General features: G+C 69.6%; 15 protein-coding genes. 8 read left to right on the top strand and 7 right to left on the bottom strand.

Going from position 1 to position 18,637, the window contains the following annotated elements:
* Positions 1 to 152 precede the first annotated feature (152 nt).
* The 4 genes from KF871_RS02720 to KF871_RS02705 are packed head-to-tail and all read right to left on the bottom strand — an operon-like array spanning position 153 to position 3,490.
* Positions 153 to 941: a GntR family transcriptional regulator gene (locus KF871_RS02720; RefSeq protein ID WP_291137944.1), complete on the bottom strand. Its 789-nt coding sequence runs from the start codon at positions 939 to 941 to the stop codon at positions 153 to 155.
* Positions 925 to 2,139, bottom strand: coding sequence for an amidase (locus KF871_RS02715; protein ID WP_291137942.1), 1,215 nt, complete (start codon positions 2,137 to 2,139; stop codon positions 925 to 927). Before KF871_RS02715 ends, KF871_RS02720 begins: the two co-directional genes overlap by 17 nt.
* On the bottom strand, positions 2,136 to 3,059 hold the full coding sequence (locus tag KF871_RS02710; RefSeq protein WP_291137939.1) for a polysaccharide deacetylase family protein: 924 nt from the start codon (positions 3,057 to 3,059) through the stop codon (positions 2,136 to 2,138). Before KF871_RS02710 ends, KF871_RS02715 begins: the two co-directional genes overlap by 4 nt.
* Complete coding sequence (locus tag KF871_RS02705; protein WP_291137936.1) at positions 3,056 to 3,490, bottom strand: nuclear transport factor 2 family protein; 435 nt, start codon at positions 3,488 to 3,490, stop codon at positions 3,056 to 3,058. Before KF871_RS02705 ends, KF871_RS02710 begins: the two co-directional genes overlap by 4 nt.
* Positions 3,491 to 3,740: 250 nt before the next feature.
* Between KF871_RS02705 and KF871_RS02700 the strand changes: the two genes are divergently transcribed.
* The 8 genes from KF871_RS02700 (at position 3,741) to KF871_RS02665 (ending at position 16,156) form a co-directional block, all read left to right on the top strand.
* Entirely contained in the window at positions 3,741 to 4,931 is a 1,191-nt protein-coding gene (locus tag KF871_RS02700) for an ABC transporter substrate-binding protein (protein ID WP_291137933.1), read from the top strand.
* A gap of 104 nt (positions 4,932 to 5,035) precedes the next feature.
* Entirely contained in the window at positions 5,036 to 5,914 is an 879-nt protein-coding gene (locus tag KF871_RS02695) for a branched-chain amino acid ABC transporter permease (protein ID WP_291137930.1), read from the top strand.
* Positions 5,911 to 8,532 (top strand): branched-chain amino acid ABC transporter ATP-binding protein/permease, encoded by a 2,622-nt coding sequence (locus KF871_RS02690; protein WP_291137927.1) that lies wholly within the window; start codon positions 5,911 to 5,913, stop codon positions 8,530 to 8,532. Before KF871_RS02695 ends, KF871_RS02690 begins: the two co-directional genes overlap by 4 nt.
* A gap of 113 nt (positions 8,533 to 8,645) precedes the next feature.
* Complete coding sequence (locus tag KF871_RS02685; protein ID WP_291137924.1) at positions 8,646 to 10,646, top strand: PAS domain S-box protein; 2,001 nt, start codon at positions 8,646 to 8,648, stop codon at positions 10,644 to 10,646.
* 65 nt (positions 10,647 to 10,711) lie between these two features.
* On the top strand, positions 10,712 to 12,343 hold the full coding sequence (locus tag KF871_RS02680; RefSeq protein WP_291137921.1) for a rhomboid family intramembrane serine protease: 1,632 nt from the start codon (positions 10,712 to 10,714) through the stop codon (positions 12,341 to 12,343).
* A 67-nt stretch (positions 12,344 to 12,410) separates the two neighbouring features.
* Complete coding sequence (locus KF871_RS02675; RefSeq protein ID WP_291137918.1) at positions 12,411 to 13,370, top strand: helix-turn-helix domain-containing protein; 960 nt, start codon at positions 12,411 to 12,413, stop codon at positions 13,368 to 13,370.
* Between the two features lie 107 nt (positions 13,371 to 13,477).
* Positions 13,478 to 14,206 carry an alpha/beta hydrolase gene (locus KF871_RS02670; protein ID WP_291137915.1) on the top strand — a complete coding sequence of 243 codons (729 nt, stop codon included), beginning with the start codon at positions 13,478 to 13,480 and terminating at the stop codon, positions 14,204 to 14,206.
* Between the two features lie 201 nt (positions 14,207 to 14,407).
* Positions 14,408 to 16,156, top strand: coding sequence for a methyl-accepting chemotaxis protein (locus tag KF871_RS02665; RefSeq protein WP_291137913.1), 1,749 nt, complete (start codon positions 14,408 to 14,410; stop codon positions 16,154 to 16,156).
* A 76-nt stretch (positions 16,157 to 16,232) separates the two neighbouring features.
* Here KF871_RS02665 and KF871_RS02660 read toward each other — a convergent pair whose 3' ends face one another.
* From KF871_RS02660 to KF871_RS02650, 3 genes are all read right to left on the bottom strand, one after another.
* Positions 16,233 to 17,012, bottom strand: coding sequence for an SDR family oxidoreductase (locus KF871_RS02660; RefSeq protein WP_291137911.1), 780 nt, complete (start codon positions 17,010 to 17,012; stop codon positions 16,233 to 16,235).
* Between the two features lie 64 nt (positions 17,013 to 17,076).
* Complete coding sequence (locus KF871_RS02655) at positions 17,077 to 17,778, bottom strand: cysteine hydrolase family protein (protein ID WP_291137909.1); 702 nt, start codon at positions 17,776 to 17,778, stop codon at positions 17,077 to 17,079.
* Between the two features lie 16 nt (positions 17,779 to 17,794).
* The gene (locus KF871_RS02650) at positions 17,795 to 18,625 is read right to left on the bottom strand and encodes an ABC transporter permease (RefSeq protein ID WP_367172020.1); all 831 of its coding nucleotides are present in this window, start codon (positions 18,623 to 18,625) and stop codon (positions 17,795 to 17,797) included.
* Positions 18,626 to 18,637 lie beyond the last annotated feature (12 nt).

Genomic DNA, 18,637 nt, shown 5'->3' with positions numbered 1-18,637 from the left:
TCCCTGAATGCACAGCCGACTGGCCGCCGAATGGATGGCCCACTGTACGGTACCGACCGGGGTAACGCCACGCTGGCGGGACGGGAGTTTCCCGGAGGTGATCGGCGGCTACGCCACGACCGTGCGACTCGTCACGACGCGGGGTGCCCTGTTCAACCCAGACCCAGCAGGTGCGCCAGGTCCTTGCGCGGGGTGGGCCGCTCCAGCGCCAGGTGGCGTTCCAGTTCGCGCAAGTGCTCGTCCATCAAGGCCACCGCGCCGTCGGCATCGCCGCGCGCGATGTGGTCGACGATGCGTTCGTGCTCGTCGTGCTCGCAGGCGGCGTTGCCGGGCGGCTGGTGGAGCGCGACGATGAGCGAGCAGCGCGAGACGATCTCGACCAGGTAGCGGTGCAGGATGGGGTTGCCCGAGAGCTCGGCCAGGCGCAGGTGGTAGGTACTGGCCAGGCGGGCCCAGGCCGGCTGGTCGGGCCGGTGCATGACCTTGCTTTCTTCGTGCAGTTGGCTGCGCAAGGCCTTGAGGTCGGCCGGCGTGGCGCGCTCGGCCACGAGGCGGACGATGGCGGCCTCCAGCGCGCGGCGCGCCTCGAAGATCTGCTGCGTTTCCTCGCGCGTGGGCACCGCCACGATGGCGCCGCGGTTGGGGCGCAGCTGCACGATGTGGTCGTGCGCGAGCTTTTGCAGCACCTTGCGCACCACCCCGCGGTTGACCTCGAACAGCTCGCACAGCGCGGCCTCGGGCAGCTTGGTGCCGGGCGGCAGGCGCTGGCTCATCACGCTGTCGAAGACGGCGCGGTAGATGCGCGCCTCGACATCGTCGCCGTCGGCATTGGCCAGCGCCCCGGCCGGGCGGGGGTCCAGCGCCAACTCGGGCACCCGCTGCGCCGCGCGGCGTGCGGAAGGTTTTTTGGACGGGGCGGCGGGGTCAGCAGCGTTCGGCATGGTGCGGAGTCTGCACCATCGGGTGCAGCCGGGTCGCGAGCCGGATCAGCTCAAGGTCGCTGCCGGGCGGGCCCATCAGCGAGATGCCCACGACCTCGCCGTCGGCGGTGTCGATCGGCAGGCTCACCTGCGGCAGACCGGCCAGCCCCGCGATGCAGGTGATGGCCATGGTGCGCAGGCGCACCGCGTCCACGTCGGCGGCGCTGGCGTCGCGCCGCGGTGCCAGGCTGGCGGCCGAGGGCAGCACGGCCACGCCATCGGGGCCCAGCAGGTCGCGCACCTGCGCACGGATGTGGGCCCATTGCGCGCGCGCCTGGGTGGCGTCGGCCTCGCTCACGCGGCTGGCCGCGGCCCAGCGCGCGGCAATCGCGTCGCCGAACACCGGTTGGTGTTGTGTGATCCAGTCGCCATGGGTTTGCCAGCCGTCGAAGGCGCCGGCGGTGGCATACACTTGGCGCCAGGCGTCGAGCGTGCTGTCGCCCGACCAGCGCGTGGCCTGCGCGCCCACGCCCAGTTGGGCGGCCAAGGCGTCGCGCACGCGCGCCAGCGGCTCGGCGAACAGCGGGTCGGCCAGGTCCCAGGCGTCCTGCGGCACCAGCAGGCGCCGCGGCGCCCAGGCGCTCGCCGGCAGCAGCACGCGGCCCACGCGCTCGAAGGTGTCGGCCTCGTGCGCCAGCCAGGTCACGGTATCGAAGCTCGGGTGCAGCGGCACCAGGCCCTCGGCCGACACCAGGCCGTGCGTGGTGCGCAGGCCCCACAGGCCGCCGTAGCTGGCGGGTACGCGGGTGGAGCCGCCGGTGTCGGTGCCGAGCGCGAAGTCCACCAGGTGGGCGCCCACCGCCGCGGCCGATCCGCTGGAAGAGCCACCCGGCACACGATCGGGGTAGCGCGTGTTGATGGGCGTGCCGAAGTGGGCGTTGTCACCATGCAGGCTGTAGGCCAGTTCGTCGGTGAGTACCTTGCCCACGAGCGTGGCACCGGCGCCGAGCAGGCGGTCGATGACGGCGGCGTTGGCCGTGGGCACGGGGTGCGACGAAAGCCAGTCGGGGTTGCCGGCGGCCGTCGGATGGCCGGCCACGTGGAACACGTCTTTGGCCGCGAAGCGCAGGCCGGCCAGTGGACCGCTGCTGCGGCCGTCGACCACGAAGCGGCCGTGCGGCACCCATGCGCCCACGGTGTCCTGGATCGGGAAGTTCATGCGAAGACCTCGGGTTGCTGTTGGGCGAGTTCGCTGACGTGCGCGGCTATGGCACCGGGCGTGGTGAACCAGACCTCGCCCCGGTCGCGCGCAGCGGCCAGGTGCTGCAGGGCGCGGCGCAGGTGGCGCAGGCGGTAGGGCTGGCCCACCAGATAGGGGTGCAGCGCCAGGCCCATCACCAGCGGCTGGCTGCGCGACTGATCGAGCATTTCGTCGGTGTTGTCGATGACCATCTGCGCGAAGTCTTTGCCGTCCATCTGGCGCGCCACGATCATGGGAATGTCGTTGAGCTCCTGCGGATACGGAATCGACCACATCGTCTGACCGCCGCGGGTTCGCATGCGCACCGGCTGGTCATCGTGGCACCAGTTGAGGTTGTAGCGGTAGCCGGTTTCGGCCAGCAGGTCGGGGGTGAGCGCGCTCTCGGAGATCCAGGGCGACAGCCAGCCCTGCGGCTCGACGCCGCTGTGCTCGCGCATCAAATGGCGGCAATGCAGCAGCAACTCGCGCTCGCCGGCTTCGTCGAGCGTGCCCTGGCGCTCGGCGTTGCTGTGGCCATGGCCGACCAGCTCGTCGCCACGCGCCACGAAGGCCGCCACGAGCTCGGGGCAGTGGTGGTACAGCGCGGTGTTGATGAGCGCGGCGCTGGGCAGGCCCAGGCTGTCGAAGAGTTCCAGACAGCGCCAGGCACCCACGCGGTTGCCGTACTCCCGCCAGCTGAAGTTGAGCACGTCGGGCTGCGGCGAGGCCGGGCCGATGCAGGCGCCCATGCCCTCGCCAAAGGCGAAGTGCTCGATGTTGAAGCCGAGGTAGACCGCCAGCCTTGCGCCATTGGGCCAGCGGTAGTCGGGCCGCTGGGTGATGGCGCGGTAGGCAAAGCGCCCGTGGTCGGGCAAGGGGCCGAGGTAGTGGGCGGTCATTGGGCAACCCGGTTCAGCGAAGGCTCGAGCAGCCATTCGGCGCTGTCGTTCCAGACGTCCATGTGGGTGATCAGGCCGTGGCTGACGACGTAGCGGTCGACGTAGCGGTTGCCTTCGAAGGGCGTGCCATCGGGCCATTCGCCGTACAGGGTGCCCAGGCTGTAGACCACGGTCTCGGCGTCGCTGCCGCCGGCCACGGTCTCGGTGCGCTCGATGCGCTTCTTGACCCAGCGGTAGCGCGTGGCGTTGAAGGCCGCGCACTCGGCCGGCTCGGCCATGGCGCGGCCACCGGTGAAGGTGATGCGCAGGCCGGGCGCGACGAATCGGCGCGCGTTGGCCGGGTCCGGAATCATGAGGATGCGCAGGTACTCGTCAACGATCTGTGCGGGGCTCATCCGGGTGCTGGGTGGGTCGGCGATGGGCGTGGACATGGGGCATTTCCTCCGGCGGTGTCGGTGCGCATTGCACCGACCTGGGGCGGTTTGCACCGACACGGGATGGTGCCGGCACGCGAACGGTGTGTTCGCAAGTCGTGTGCCAGATTGTCAACAATCTTCTATTTGTATTGATTACATGGGAAATGGCATTTTGCTGACATTGGCACGGAGCTTGCGACCCAGCGCCGCGTGCCGGGCGAGCCGGCGCATTCCTCCGACCCCACCCATCCCCAGGAGTCCAGCCATGTCATCCACCCCTTTCCTTCCTTCGCGGCGCCACGTGCTGGCAGCGGCCCTGGCGCTTGCGGGCGCGACCGCCGGCGGCACCGCCCTGGCCAACGAGCCGATCAAGTTCGGGCTGGTCACCGCCCTGTCGGGCCAGTCTGCCCTGGCCGGTGAGGCCATCACCCGCGGCATGCAACTGGCCATCGACGAGATCAACGCCAAGGGCGGCGTGATGGGTCGCCCGGTCGAGCTGGTGCGCCGCGACGACGAGGCCAACCCCGCCAAGGGCGTGCTGGCCGCGCGCGAGCTCATCTACCGCGAGAAGGTCGCGGTGGTGTTCGGTGGTCTGGACACGCCGGTGTCCATGGCCATCGTGCCGCTGATGAACCAGGAGAAGGTGCCTTTCATGGGCCCCTGGGCCGCTGGCACCGGCGTGACCAAGAACGGCGCCAACCCCAACTTCGCCTTCCGCGTCTCGGCCGTGGACGAGATCGTCGACGAGGGCATGCTGGCCTATGCACAGAAGAACTTCGGCGCCAAGAAGCCCGGCCTGATGCTGGTCAACAACCCCTGGGGCGAGAGCAACTTCAAGGGTCTGACCGCGGCCATGAGCGCCAAGGGCGTGACGCCCGCGGGCATCGAGAAGTTCGAAGGCAACGACGTGGACATGGTGCCGCAGCTCACGCGCCTGAAAAGCGCGGGCGCCGACGTGATCTTCATGGTCGGCAACGTCGGCCCCTCGGCGCAGGTGGTCAAGTCGCTCGACCGCATGGGCTGGAAGGTGCCGATCGTCTCGCACTGGGGCCCCGCCGGCGGCCGCTTCACCGAACTGGCTGGCCCCAGCGGCAAGGACGTGCACTTCGTGCAGACCTACAGCTTCTTTGGCAAGCAGTCGCCCGTGGGCGAGCGCGTGATCAAGGCCGCCATGGCCAAGTACCCCAACGTCAAGGGCCCGGCCGACATCACGCCGGCCGTGGGCGTGGCCAACGCCTTCGATGCCACGCACCTGGCGGCACTGGCCATCGCAGCGGCCGGCTCCACCGATGGCGACGCGGTGCGCCAGGGCTTCTACAAAATCGGCAAGTACGAAGGCCTGATCAAGACCTACGACAAGCCCTTCAGCCCCGGCGTGCACGACGCGGTGCAGAGCAGCGACTACGTGTGGGCGCAGTTCATCGAGAACCGCATCGTGCCGGTGGGCATGAACTGAGGCCACCATGGGGCGGCCCGGCGGCGGGTCGCCTCGGTGCCGACGGACGCTGCCAGTAAGCGCGCGTCGGCGCCCCCTTTCCCCACCTCTCACAAGGACACCCCATGCTGGTGATCTCTGCGCTGGTCAGCGGCCTCGGGCTGGGCAGCATGTACGGCCTGATGGCGCTGGGTTTTTACGTGACCTACGCGGTCTCGGGCACGGTCAATTTCGCGCAGGGCAGCTCGATGATGCTGGGCGCGGTGCTCACCTTCAGCTTTGCGCAGACCTTCGGCTGGCCGATGTGGGCCGCCATCACGCTGGCGCTGGCGCTGTGCGCGCTCTATGGCCTGCTGGTCGAGGCGCTGGCCGTGCGGCCCTTCGTCAACCGCGGCTCTGACGCCTGGCTGATGGCCACGGTGGCGCTGGGCATGGTGCTCGACAACGTGGTGCTGTTCACCTACGGCAAGGAGCCGCGCAGCCTGCCTTCACCGCTGGCGCAGTCCTCACTCGAGGTGGGCGGGCTGGGCCTGGGCGTGTACCCGCTGCAACTGATCATTCCGGTGGTGGGCCTGGCGCTGGCCGCCGTGCTGCACACGCTGTCGCGGCGCACGCGCTGGGGCACGGCCATGCTGGCGGTGGTGCAGAACCGCGCCGCCGCGCGGCTCATGGGCATCCCGATCCGGCGCGCGGTGGCGCTGGCCTTTGCGCTGTCGGCGCTGTTCGCGGGCATCGCGGGTGTGCTGATCGCGCCGCTGTTCAACGTGGCCGCCGACATGGGCACGCTGTTCGGCCTCAAGGCCTTTGCGGTGGCCATCCTGGGCGGCATCACCAGCGCCTGGGGCGTGATGATCGCCGGCCTGATCTTCGGTCTGGCCGAGGCGCTGATCACCGCCACGCTGGGCTCGGGCTACACACAGATCCTCACCTTCGCATTGGTTATCGCGGCGCTGGCCTGGCGCCCCAACGGCCTGTTCGGTCGCGCCGAGGTGAAGAAGGTATGAGACCGGTCGAATCGCGTTATGCCTGGCACTGGCTGGGCCTGGGCACGCCGGCGCAGATCGCCGCCGTGCTGGTGTTGCTGGGCCTGGCCGCGGGCCTGGTGCTCACGGTCAATGGCTACTGGGTGTTCGTCATCGCCAACGTGGCGCTGCTGGCGCTGGTGGGTGTGGGCCTGAACGTGCTGGTGGGCCTGTCGGGCCAGGTGTCGTTCGGCCACGTGGGCTTCTACGCCATCGGTGCCTACACGGTGGCCATCCTCACCACCCAGGCCGGCTGGGGCTTCTGGGCCGCCTGGCCGGTGGCGGCGCTGGTCGGGGGCGCCGCGGGCGCCCTGCTCGCCCTGCCCGCGCTGCGGGTCAAGGGCCCCTACCTGGCCATGGTCACCATCGCCTTCGGCTTCATCGTCGAGCACGGCATCGTCGAGGCCAGCGCGCTCACCGGCGGGCAGAACGGCATCATGGGTCTGGCCTCGCCTTCGCTGGGTTTTGCGCAAGGCGAGCGCGCGGTGGCGCTGCTGGCCATTGCCGCCACCGGCGTGGCGCTGGCCGCCTACGCCTGGCTCTCGCGCGGCACCTGGGGCGCGGCGCTGCGCGCGGTGCGCGACGCCGAGACCGCGGCCGAGTCCTCGGGCCTGAACCCACTGGTGATCAAGACCGTGGCCTTTGCCGTGTCGGCCGTGCTGGCGGCGGCTGCGGGCGCACTGTTCGCGCCGCTGTCGGGCTTTGTGACGCCACACACCTTCGGTTTTCTGCAGTCCATCCTGTTCGTGCTGGTCGTCATGCTGGGTGGCGCCGGGTCGGTGGCCGGCCCGGTGGTCGGCGCCGTGGTGGTCGGCCTGCTGCCCGAATGGCTGGCCGGGCTGGAGGAGTACCGCCTGCTGTTCTTCGGCGCGCTGTTGCTGGTGGTGCTGTGGGTGGCACCCGGTGGCGTGACCGGCCTGGTGGCGCGCTGGCGCGCCCGGCTGTGGCCGGTGGCGGTGCCATCGGTGGCCGGTGACGCCGCAGGCGCGCTCGCCCTGTCTGGGCGCACGCGGGCGTCGATCGAGGCGCGCGGCATCACCATGCAGTTCGGTGGCGTGCGCGCCGTGAGCGACCTGCACCTGCGCGCCCTGGCGGGCCAGGTCACCAGCCTGATCGGGCCCAACGGCGCGGGCAAGTCAACCGCGCTCAATGTGCTCGGCGGCTTCTACAAGGCCACGGCAGGTGGTTTCAGCCTGGGCGAGACCGACCTCGGCGGCCAGTCCACGGTGCGCATTGCGCGCGCCGGTGTGGCGCGCACCTACCAGACCTCGCAGCTGTTCGGCTCGTTGAGCGTGCTCGACAACGTGGTGCTGGCCATGGGCCGCGGCCGCCTGGGCCCGCTGCTCGGTGCGGCGCTGCGGCGCGCGCCAGGGCGGGTGCAACAGGCCATGGGGCTGCTGGCGTTCTGCGGCTATGGCGGCTCGCCGCACACCCTGGCTGCCGACCTGCCGCACGTGGACCGGCGCCTGGTCGAGATCGCCCGTGCCCTGGCCACCGACCCCGACGCCCTGCTGCTCGACGAGCCCGCGGCGGGCCTGTCGCGCGAAGACAAGCTCGCGCTGGGTGTGCTGCTGCGGCGCATCGCCGACGCCGGTGTGGCGGTGCTGCTGGTGGAACACGACATGGCCCTGGTGATGGGCATCAGCGACCAGGTGGTGGTGCTCGACGCAGGTGAGCGGCTGGCCGCGGGCACGCCGGCCGAGGTGCAGGCCAACCCCGCGGTGCAGGCCGCCTATCTCGGTGAAATGGACGACCCCCACGCTCCGCCGCTGCGCGGGTCGCTGCCCCCCGAGGGGGCTGACCAGCCTTGGGGCGGCCCGGCGGCTGGTCGGTCCGACGCCGCCGCCGAAGCACTGGGCGTAGGCGCGCTGGTGGCCGGCTACGGCGCCGAGCCGGTGCTGCACGGCATCAACCTGCAGGTGCGCCGCGGCGAGGTGGTGGCCTTGCTGGGGGCCAATGGCGCCGGCAAGTCCACGCTGATGAAGGCGCTGGCGGGCCTGCACCGGCCGGTGCAGGGCGGCATCCACCTCGACGGCACGCCCCTGCACGAACTGGGCGCCGAGCAGGTGGTGGCGCGCGGCGTGGTGCTGGTGCCCGAGGGGCGCCAGGTGTTCCCCGAGCTGAGCGTGCTCGACAACATCCGCCTCGGTGCCTTCCTGCAGCCCGACGAGCGCGAAGCGCGCGTGCAACAACAGCTCGACCGGTTTCCGCGCCTGCGCGAACGGCTGCACCAGCGCGCCGGCCTGCTGTCGGGTGGCGAGCAGCAGATGCTGGCCATCGCCCGCGCACTGATGTCGCGCCCGCAAGTGCTGCTGCTCGACGAACCCTCGCTGGGCCTGGCCCCCAAGGTGATCGCCGAGTTGTTCGCAGCGCTCGACCGCCTGCGCCAGGAGGGCATGACGTTGCTGCTGGTGGACCAGATGGCGGGGCTGGCCCTGGCGCTGGCCGATCGCGCCTATGTGATGGAGGGCGGTCGCATCGTTGCGCAGGGAACGGCGGCACAGATCGCGGCCGACGGCGCTTTGGCAGCGGCCTACCTGGGTGAAGGGACCGCCCCGGGCACAACCCTTGGCGCGCCCTTGTTACAGCGCGTGGCCTGAGCGCATCGCCGGGGTTTGTCCCGGATTTGCACCGCGCAGCCTCGCCCGCTAGAGTCGGTCACCCGGGGGTACCCCCCACTGAACCCGAGACAAACGCCCGGGTGGGAGGCCACATGCAATCAGCGGCGAGCGAGCAGGTGACGGGAGAAGCCGGTGCCATCGGCAACGAGGCGCCGTGCGGCCTGTTGTCACTGGACTCGGCCCTGCGGGTGCGCGAGATCAACGACACCTTGCTGAGCTGGCTCGGGCGCGACCGCGCCGAGTTCGATCGCCTGGCCAACGGCGGCTTTGCCGACTTCCCCACTCTGGCGCGCTTGCGCGAAGAGTCCGACCTGGAGCAACTGCGCGAGCACCTGCGCGAACTGCAGACCACCGGGCGCGCCGTGCCGCTGCAGTTGCGACTGTGGGGCAAGGACGGCGGCTACTTCACCGTCGAGTTGGTGTCGCAGGCGGTGCGCGAGCCGGGCGGTCGCTTCGCGTTCTCGCGCTCGGCGCTGGTCGACATCAGCGAGCGCGAGCGCATCGAACACCAGCTGGTGGCGCGCCTGCGGCTGCTGCAGGCCATCACCGACCGCACGCCCTCGCGCCTGGCCTACTACGACACCGAGCTGGTCTGCCGCTTCTGCAACGCGGCCTACGCCGAAGGCTACGGACTGCAGGCCGACGACGTCATCGGGCTCGAACTCGCGCGCGTGCTGCGGCCCGAGGTGCTGCCCGAGGTGTTGCCCCGCGTGGCGCGGGTGCTCAATGGCGAAGCCATCAGCCATGAAGCCGAACGCGAAGGCACCGACGGCACCGCGCGCTACTTCGAAGTGCACTACGTACCCGATCAGCAAAAGGACGAGGTGCCGGGCTTCTTCATCGAGCTGATCGACATCACCGAGCGCCGCCGCACCGAGGACTTCGTCTTCAACGCCAACCTCGACCTCGAAGAGCGCGTGTCGCAACGCAGCGCCGAACTGTACGAAAGCGAGCAGCGATTCCGGCTCATGTCGGACGCCATCCGCGACCACGCCATCTTCTTCGTCGACCCCGATGGTGGTGTGAGCGACTGGACCGAAAGCGCGCAGCGCCTGTTCGGCATGGCGTATGGCCAGATCGTGGGCCGCTCGCTGGACGCGCTGTTCCAGGCCGAGGACGGCGCGCGCACGCCGCTGGACGCGCAACTGCTGCTGGACCAGTGTTTTGCCAACGGCCAGGCCGAGCACCAGGGCTGGAGCCGCCGCGGCGACGGCACGCGCTTCTGGTCGCACGCCACGCTGACCGCTCTGCGCAATCAGCGCGAGGAGCTGCAAGGCATATCGGTCATCGTGCGCGACCTCACCGAATCCAAACGCCTGGCCGACGTCACGGCCGAGCTGCACCGCGAGCTGGAGCTGCGCGTGCAGCAGCGCACCGCACAACTCGACGCGGCGCACCGCGAGCTGGATGCGTTCTCGTACACCGTGGCGCACGACCTGCGTGCACCGCTGCGCCACATCAACCAGTTCGTGTCGCTGACCCAGGAGGTGCTGGAGCCCGAGGCGCGGCACGAGCTGCTGCAATACCAGGCGTCGATCGCCACCGCCGCGCGGCGCATGAGCCAGATGATCGACGGCCTGCTGGAGTTCGCCCGGCTGGGGCGCGTGCAGATCGCGCCCCAGCCGGTGCCGCTGACGCCGCTGATGCTGGGCATTGCCGGCCGCTTGAAGGCGCAGAGCGAGCCGCGCGTGATCCAGTGGTCGATCGACACCATGCTGCCGACGGTGGCGGGCGACCCGATCCTGCTGGCCGAGGTGTTCGGCAAGTTGCTGGACAACGCGGTGAAGTTCACCCGCCGGGTCGAGGACGCCCGCATCGAGATCGGCCACCTGCCCGGCACCGACGGCAACGTGATCGTGTTCGTGCGCGACAACGGCGTGGGCTTCGACATGGAGCGCGCCAAGACGCTGTTCCTCATGTTCCAGCGCCAGCACCATTCGATGGACTACGAAGGCATCGGCATGGGCCTGGCGCTGGCCCAACGCATCGTGCAGCGCCACGACGGACGCATCTGGTGCCAGAGCGCACCCGGCGAAGGCTGCACCTTCTTCGTCGAGTTGCCGCGCGCGGTGACGGGCAACACCAAGTACTGAAGAACCCCTCACAGAACCCCTGCCTCGCCTTGACCATAATCGCCGCCATCTGAGAGGGGGGTGGCATGCAAAAGGCCGTGGAGTTTCGGGCTGATTCGAGCCCGCGCCGGACGATCCGGCTGGCGGTGTACGGGATGCTGGCCATTGGCGTTGTCCTGGGCCTGGCGAAGGTGCAAGGCGGCGCGGGCCTCATCGTGGTGTTCGCGATCGCGACGGCCGTGGTGCTGGGCATGGAGTGGCTGCTGCTGCACAAGGTGCCCGCCAAGGGCGAGGTCGTTCTGCGGCTGTCGCCACGCGGCATCACCTCGGCCTACTTCAGTGGCGGGCACCGCAAGCTGCGCTGGGAGGGCATCGAGAGCGCGGCGGTCGAAGGTGCGGCGCAGGCCCGTTTGCTGCGACTGCGCTTGCACCCGCAATGGGTGCCCTATGCCAGCGGACGCCACGCGCGCCAGGCCGTGCTGTCGCTGCAGACACTGGACGCGCACACCCAGGAAGTGGCGATCGACGCCATCACCCACCACCTGGAGCCCACCCGGCCCATGGCGGCCAACGACGAACAACCGGCCCGCGTGCGCAACGACCTGCGCGATGCGCGCGAGCTGCAGGAGCGGCTGCAACGCGACAAGCCCGTGCCCTGGGCGGTGGTGTGCCTCATCGCGCTCAACGTCCTGGCCTGGGTCGCTGTGGGCCTGCGCGGCGGCGGCTGGATCGAAGCCAAAACCCTCACCCTGCTGGCGCTGGGCGGCAACACCACCTCGGCGGTGCAGGCCGGTGAATGGTGGCGGCTGCTGAGCGCGACCTTTCTGCACGGCGGCCTGATGCACCTGCTGTTCAACATGGTGGGGCTGTGGATCGCGGGCAGCTTGCTCGAACGCATCTTCGGCAGCCGGCAGTTCCTGCTGATCTATGTGGTGAGCGGTGTGGCCGGCAGCGTGGCCAGCCTGTACTTCGCCGCGCAGACGGCGGTCGCAGTCGGCGCTTCGGGCGCGGTGTTCGGGGTGGCGGGCGCACTGCTCACGGCCGTGGCCCAGCACCGCAAACAGCTGCCGCGGCTGTTCAGCGGTCAGATCCTGGGGACGTTCTCGTTCTACCTCGTGTATTCGCTGGTGCAGGGCTTCACCAAGCCCGGCATCGACAACGCCGCCCACCTGGGCGGCCTGCTGGCGGGCGCCCTGCTCGCCTGGTTGCTGCCCGAGCGTTTCGACATCGACAGCCATCGGCAGCTGCGCACCCGGCGCATGGTGGCGGCCGCCGTGGCCGCGGCCCTGGTGCTGCCAGCAGCGGCGATGCTGGCGCCGCCCGCACGGCGCAACCTGGCGGGCGAGGTGCAGGCGCTGGAGCAGCTGCCGCAGATCGCACGCGACTTTCAGGCCGCCGCGCAGGCCCTGCAGCGCGAGGCCAATGACGTCAAGGCCGGGCGCACGAACGAGCTCGACGCCGACGAGGCCTCGCGGCGCGTGCATGCGCCGCGCTTTCTGCAGATCCTGCAGCGGCTGCAGGCGCTGGACGGCCAGGTACCGCCGGCGGCGCAGGTGCACGTGACGCGCCTGCTGACCCTCACCCGCGCCCTGCACGAAAGCCTGGCCATGCCCTCGGTCATCGTCGACGGCAAACCGCAGCCGGCCAACCCGCAGCGCGCGGCCGAACTGCGGCGCATCATCGAGCAGGCGGCCCGCGAGGCCGCATCCAAGTCCTGAGGCGCCCCCTGACCTGAACGGGTTTGCTCGGGTTGCACCGCAAGGGGCGCAGCGCCACCATGCGCGCATGCTCGCCAATTCCGTTCCCACGCAGCGACTGCAACGCTGGTCCACCGACGCGGTGTCGCCCGAGCAGCGGCTGGACTACTGGGTGGGCGCGGTCTGCGAGGGCTTTCTCGAAATGGACGTGCGCAGCAGCCAGTCCGTCTTTGCGGCCGAGCTGCGCTCCGCCCCCCTGGGTGCCATCACCCTGAACGCCGTGCGTGGCAGCGCCCAGGACGTCTACCGCACGCGACGCGCCATCGCGCGCAGCGAACAGAACTACTACTACCTGCTGTGCAAGCACGACGAGGCATGGACCGCCGCGCAAGGCGATCAGCGCACGCGCTTGCTGCCCGGCGACCTGCTGCTGGTGGATTCGCGGCGCTGCTACGAATTCCACTTCCCCACCAGCTGCAACACCGGCTCGATCGAGCTGCCCACCGCCTGGCTGGAGCAGTGGCTGCCCGACGCCGAGCGGCGCGTGGGGCAGCGCATCGACGGGCAACAGGGCTTTGGCCTGGCGCTGTCGGCCTTCACGCGCGCCCTGCAACCCGAACTCGGCTTGCAGACGCCGCTGCCGGCAACCGTGCTGACCGACCAGCTGGGCGCCCTGCTGGCCCTGAGCCTGCCCGGCGCCGAGGCACCGCGAGCCTCGATCGACCACCACCCACGCATCGTGCAAGCCATCGCCGAGCGCCACGCACAGGCCGGCCTTAGCGCAGCCGAGGTGGCGATGGCAGTGGGCATGAGTGCGCGCAGCCTGCACCGCAGCCTGGCGGCGGCCGGCCTCACCTTTGCCGGCGAGCTCATGCGCCTGCGCATGGCGCAGGCCGGGCGGCTGCTGGGCGATGCGCGCTTCGACCACCTGAGCCTGGGCGAAATCGGGCGCCGCGTCGGCCTGCTCGACGCCTCGCACTTCGTGCGCGTGTACCGCCGCACCACCGGGCAAACGCCCGGCACCACACGACGCCAACGCCGCAACTGAGCCTGCAGCCACTGGCACGCCAGGACCACGGCGTTGGCGCGCAGCGGCCATCGCCGCGCGCGCCCGCGGTCTAGATTGCGAGTCCCGACCCAACGAAGGAGACACGCATGTCAGACACCTATGTCCTGGTCCATGGCGCCTGGCACACCGGCGCCGAGCTGGAGGCCGTGGCCGCCCACTTGCGCAATGCCGGCCACACCGTCCATTGCCCGACGCTGGCGGGCAACCGCCCCGGCGACGACCGCGCCACCACCGGCCTGGGTGACGCGGTGGACTCGCTGGTGGACTTCATCGAATCGAACGACCTGAAGCAGGTGCGCCTGGCCGGCCACAGCTATGGCGGCATGGTGATCAGTGGCGCCGCGCAGCGCGTGCTGCCCCGCCTGAGCCGTCTGGTGTACGTGAACGCCTTTGTGCCGCAGCCCGGCGAGTGCCTCAACGACCTGGTCCCGCCCCACTACCGCGCGCTGTTCGACGGCGTGGCTGCGGCCAACCAGAACGCGGTGATGCTGCCATTCGAGGTCTGGCGCGAGGCCTTCATCAACGACGCCGACATCGCGCTCGCCCGCAGCGCCTACGCAAAGCTCAATCCGCACCCCTACCGCACCTTCACCGAGGCCAGCACCATCACGCAGCCGATGGCGGCGGTGGCGATCGGCAAGTCCTACGTCAATTGCGTGCTGGATGTCGCACTGCCCGCGAGCCTGCCCTGGCACCCCCGCCTCTCCGAGCGCCTGGGCCTTTTCCGCTACATCGCCTGCGCCGGCAGCCACGAGGCCTGGTTCACCCAGCCCAAGGCCTTGGCGGAGGCCATCGAAGCGGCCGGACGCGACTGATGCAGGCCCGAACAGACCGCCAGGCGACAAGCGGTTGCCGCCGACGGTGCAGCGCAGCATTTGTGGGTGATTTCCCCGCTTTTTCGAATCAAGTTTTCCCCACAAACGGTCGATAGGGCAGGCGATTCCCCGGGGCCCCCGTGGCCTTCGGGTGAAGTTTTCAACCTCCAGCCCATCCCGGCCCGCACTGCGGGTAACACCATGAACCTACTGCGCAACATGTCGGTCGGCGCCAAGCTCTGGACCGGCGTCGTCCTCATCATCCTGGCCCTGCTGGGCACCGTGGCCACCGCTGGCGCGCGCTCGAGCAAGCTCAACGAGGAGTCGGCCCGCACGCTGACCATGCTGTCCGAGAAGACAGCGCTGGCCGTCGAATGGGCCGGCATCACCGAAACCACGACCACGCGCGTGCAGGCCTCGATGCTGTCGAGCGACCCGGTGATCGGCGAGATCTACAAGGACCTGATTCCGGCCGGCTCGGCTCGCATCAGCGAGTTGCAGAAGCGCCTCAACGCGATGGAGATGACCGACGCGGAGAAGGCCCAGCTGGCCAAGATCGCCGAGGCCCGCAAGGTGGTGCTCGAATCGCTGGGCAAGGCCAACGCGCACAAGAAGAACGGTGAAGACGATCTGGCGGCCACCGAAATCCGCATGCGCTTCAACGGCCTGGTGCCGGCCTACATGACCGCCTTGCGCGAGTTCGCACAACTGCAGGGCACCGTGCTGGCCGAAGCGCAGGCCAGGCTGGCCGACGAACGCTCGCTGAGCCTGAAGATCGCCTACGCGCAGATCATTTCCTTGATCCTGGGCGTTGCGATTGGCGCCTTCTTCCTCATCCGCAACATCCGCACGCCGCTCAACGAGACCATGGCCTTCGCCGAGCGCATTGCGGGCGGCGACCTCACGGCCACCATCAGCAACGACCGTGGCGACGAATTCGGCGCCATGACCAAGGCGCTGTCGAGCATGCGCGACCGACTGGTACACGTGGTGGCCGACGTCAAGCGCGGCACCGAGAACATCACCGTGGCCGCCAAGGAAATCTCCACCGGCAACAACGACCTGTCCTCGCGCACCGAGCAGACCGCGTCCAGCCTGCAGCAGACCGCTGCCTCGATGGAGCAGATGTCGGGCGCCATCAAGCAGTCGGCCGATTCGGCCCGCGTGGCCAACCAGCTGGCCGACGTGGCCGGCCAGAGCGCCCAAAAGGGTGGCACGGTCGTGTCGCAAGTGGTCTCGACCATGGAAGAGATCAACCAGGCCTCGCGCAAGATCAACGACATCATCGGCGTCATCGACGGCATCGCCTTCCAGACCAACATCCTGGCTTTGAACGCGGCGGTGGAAGCCGCCCGCGCCGGCGAGCAAGGCCGCGGCTTTGCGGTGGTGGCCGGTGAAGTGCGCAACCTGGCTCAGCGCAGCGCGCAGGCCGCCAAGGAAATCAAGGGCCTCATCAGCGCCTCGGTCGACAAGGTGGCCGTGGGCACCGAGCTGGTCGGCCAGGCCGGTCAGTCGATGTCGGAGATCGTGGGCAACGTGGCGCGTGTGCGCGACATCATTGGCGAGATCGCCAGTGCCTCGGGCGAACAGGCCGATGGCGTGAACCAGATCAACGCCGCCGTGGCCAACCTTGACCAGATGACGCAGCAGAACGCGGCCCTGGTGGAAGAAAGCGCCGCAGCCGCGACCAGCATGAACGAGCAGGCTTCGCGCCTGGCCGAGGTGGTGCGCATCTTCCGCGTGGACGGCAACGCCGGTGCCAGCGCGATCCAGGCCCTGGTGGCCAGCGACCTGCACCGCAGCGAGCCCACCTTCAAGCCCGTGGCCAAGCCCGCGCCGGTGGTCAAACCAGCCCCGGTCAAGGCCAGCGCACCGGCCAAGGCCAAGCCCGCCGCTCCGGTGAGCAAGCCGGTGGCTTCGGAAGAGGTCGGCGACTGGGAATCGTTCTGAACCCGCTGAGCGCCGGTCAAGTCTGATCGGCACCACCCGTCACAAAACCCGTCGCCTTCCCGACGGGTTTTGTTTTTCAGAAGGTGCCGGGGTAGTCGCCGCCGTCCACCAGCAGGCTTTGCCCTGTGGTGTAGCCGGCGAAGCGCGAGGCCAGAAACGCGCACCAGGCGCCGATCTCCTCGGGGTCGCCGAAGCGACCTGCCGGGTTGGCCGCGCCGCGCTCGGCCCAGATGGCGTCGAACGGGCGACCACTTTGCTGGCTCAGCTTGTCGACGTGGCGGCGCTGGGCATCGGTGGCGAACACGCCCGGCAACAGGTTGTTGATGGTGACGTTGTGGCGCATCACCTGCCGCGCCAGACCCGCCGAGAAGCCCACCAGTCCCGAGCGCGCGCCGTTGGACAGGCCCAGGTCGGCCTGCGGCAGCTTCACGCTGCGCGAGACGATGTTGACGATGCGCCCGAAGCCGCGCGCGATCATGGGATCGACACAACGACGGATCATCTCGATGGGGCCGATCATCATGGCGTCGAGCGCGGTGTGCCAGGTTGGCGGGTCCCAGTCGCGGAAGTCGCCGGGTGGAAAGCCGTCGGCGTTGTTGACCAGGATGTCCGGCTCGGCACAGGCCGTCAGCGCCGCGTCGCGCCCGGCGGCGGTGGTGATGTCGGCCACCACCCAGTCCACGGGCGCACCGGTGTCTGCGCTCAGCCGTTGCGCGGCGTCGCGCAGGGTGGCTTCGGTTCGGGCGGCGATGCACACGCGCACGCCCGCTTGTGAGAGGTGTTTCGCACAGGCAAAGCCCATGCCCTTGCTGCCGCCGAACACCAGTGCGCGGCGGCCATCGATACCCAGGTTCATGTGTGGAAGGTCTCTTGGAGATGCGTGCGCAGCGCGCTGGCGCGCGCGGCAACACCCTGGCTGATCAGGCAGCGGCGCGTTCGGCGGCGGGTTCGGCGGCGGGTTGCAGACGCTGCAGCACATCGTCGACGCCCAGCACGTCGCCGAAGAACAGCATCCAGTTCTGAAGGCAGTGTTCGTGCTCGGCGGGCGTGACGGCCGACAAGGCGTCGTCGACCATGATGGTCGCGTAGTCCATCATCATCGCGTCGCGGGCGGTGGACTCGCAGCAGACGTTGGTGACGGTGCCACCGATGAGCACATGGGTGATGCCGCGGGCTTGCAGCACCTCGGCCAGGCGCGAAGAGCCCGGCACCAGCGCGCTGTAGCAGCGCTTGACCACGCGTTCGTCGTCGGCATGCGGCCGCAACCCCGGCGCGATCTGAAAGCCTTCGTGCGTGCTGGCCAGTTCGCGCAGGCGTCGCGCGCTGCGCTCGGGCGTGAGCATGTGGGCGTGGTGGTGCGACCAGAAGTCGTCGGCACCATCGGCGCTGGTCTGCACCCAGATCACGTGCCCGCCGGCCGCGCGCAAGCCATCGGCCAGGCGGTTGACCGCCGGGAAGGTGGCGCGCGACGGCGCACATTCGCCCAGGTAGCCGGGCTGCGTGTAGTAGTTCTGCAGGTCGATGATGACGAACGCCGTGCGCTCGGCGACCAGGGTGTCGTAGGGGTGCAGGCGGCCCTGGCGGGCCACCACGCGCTCCGTCACCCAATCGGGGAACTGCATGTGGTGTCTCCCTGCCTCAGGCGTAGCGCTTGGCCATGGCGGCCTCGATGCGCGCGATCACGAAGTACATCAGACCCGACAGCAGGCCCAGTACGACGATGGCGGTCATGACCACGTTGAGCTGGAAGATCTGGCTGCCGTTGACGATGAGAAAGCCCAGACCTTCGCTGGCCGACTGGAACTCGCCCACGATGACACCAACCAGGGCCAGGCCGATGTTCATCTTGAGCGCGGCCACCAGCGTGGGCACGCTGCCCGGCAGCACCACCAGCTGCAACACCTGCGCGCGGCTGGCGCCCAGGGTGCGGGCCAGCTTGATCTTGTTGGGGTCGATGCTTTGAAAGCCGTCGAACACCACCATGATGGTCACGAACACCGCGATGGCCACGGCCATGCCGTAGACCGAGTACTCGGAGCCGAGCCAGATGTAGAAGATCGGCACGAAGGCGATCTTGGGCATGGCGTTGGCGATCACCAGGAAGGGGTCCAGCACCTTGTGCGCGAAGTCCGACCACCACAGGCCGGCGGCCACGCCGATGCCGATGACCATGCTCAGCGCAAAGCCGACCAAGGTGGCCTTGAACGTGGCCCAGGTGTGACCGATCAGGTTGCCGTTGTGCAGCAGGTCCAGAAAGGTGGGCCACAGCGCGCTGGGGTAGCTGGTGAGCATGGGGTTGACCACATGCGTCTTGGCCAGCACCTCCCACAACACCAGAAAGGCACACAGCAGGGCGATGCGCGTGGCGGTGATGAGGTGGCGGCGGCGTTGTTCGCGCGCCTGCCAGGCGCGGTACGCCGGGCTGGGCTCGCGCCCAGGCGCGGGCGCGGCCGGCAGCGACTGGGCCATGGTGACGGGGGC

The sequence above is a fragment of the Hydrogenophaga sp. genome (assembly GCF_019635465.1).
GTDB lineage: Bacteria > Pseudomonadota > Gammaproteobacteria > Burkholderiales > Burkholderiaceae_C > Hydrogenophaga.
Note: the sequence above shows the minus strand (reverse complement) of the source record. Positions and strands in the feature narration are given on the sequence as shown.